Source organism: Pseudomonas protegens (genome assembly GCF_003732485.1).
Taxonomy (GTDB): domain Bacteria; phylum Pseudomonadota; class Gammaproteobacteria; order Pseudomonadales; family Pseudomonadaceae; genus Aquipseudomonas; species Aquipseudomonas protegens_B.
Genome location: NZ_MOAK01000050.1, coordinates 9,899 through 10,868, shown reverse-complemented (window position 1 = coordinate 10,868; position 970 = coordinate 9,899). Strand labels below are relative to the sequence as shown.

Genomic DNA, 970 nt, shown 5'->3' with positions numbered 1-970 from the left:
CCCGGGTCGCGGACACCACCGGCCTGCCGCCGCTGTATCCCAAATAATCCGCTGCCGCGTAGGAGCCGGCTTGCCGGCGAAGAGGCCCGTAAGTCATGCAGCGCCTGGGCGGGCCCTTTCGCTGGCAAGCCAGCTCCTACAGCCACCTCCCTGGAGCCAAGCCGCTGGGCCAATCTCGCCTGCATTTGCCGCAGCGTCGGGCATAAACACGCTTTTGCCAGTAAACTCTCGACCCTTTCGCCGCGGTCATTTTCTGTGCGGCCAGCCTTTTTCATGCGGAGCTTGCCTTGCGTCTGTTTCACACCTCCGACTGGCACCTGGGCCAGAACCTCCACGGCCAGGAACGCGACTTCGAACATGCCTGCTTTCTGGAGTGGCTGCTGCGTCAGCTCAAGCACGAGCAACCGGACGTGCTGCTGATCGCCGGCGATATCTTCGACACCGTCAACCCGCCGGTCAAAGCCCAGGAGCGGCTCTACGACTTCATCGTCAGCGCCCACGAGCAGCAACCGGCCCTGACCATCGTGATGATCGCCGGCAACCACGATTCCGGTTCGCGCATCGAACTGCCCGCCCCCTTGATGCGCCGCCTGCGCACCTACGCCCTGGGCCGGGTGCTGTGGCTGGATGACGGCCAGCTGGACGCCGAGCGCCTGCTGCTGCCCCTGCCCGACGCCAGCGGCGCGATTGCCGGCTGGTGCCTGGCCCTGCCCTTTCTGCGCCCGGCGGAAGTCACCGGCCCGCACCTGGGAGACGACTACCTCAAGGGCATCGCCCAGGTCCATGAATGGCTGATCGCCGCGGCCAATGCCAAGCGCCAGCCGGGCCAGGCCCTGATCGCCGTGAGCCACGCGCACATGGCCGGTGGCTCGGTGTCCGAAGACTCCGAGCGCAGCCTGATCATCGGCAATGCCGAGGCCCTGCCCGCCAGCCTGTTCGGCGCGGACATCAGCTACGTGGCCCTGGGGCA

Annotated in this window: 1 protein-coding gene; it reads left to right on the top strand. The window is 66.9% G+C overall.

What is annotated here, in order from left to right:
* Positions 1-287: 287 nt before the first annotated feature.
* On the top strand, positions 288-970 hold a 683-nt coding region (locus BLX41_RS35190; protein WP_259744770.1), incomplete at its 3' end, for a metallophosphoesterase family protein.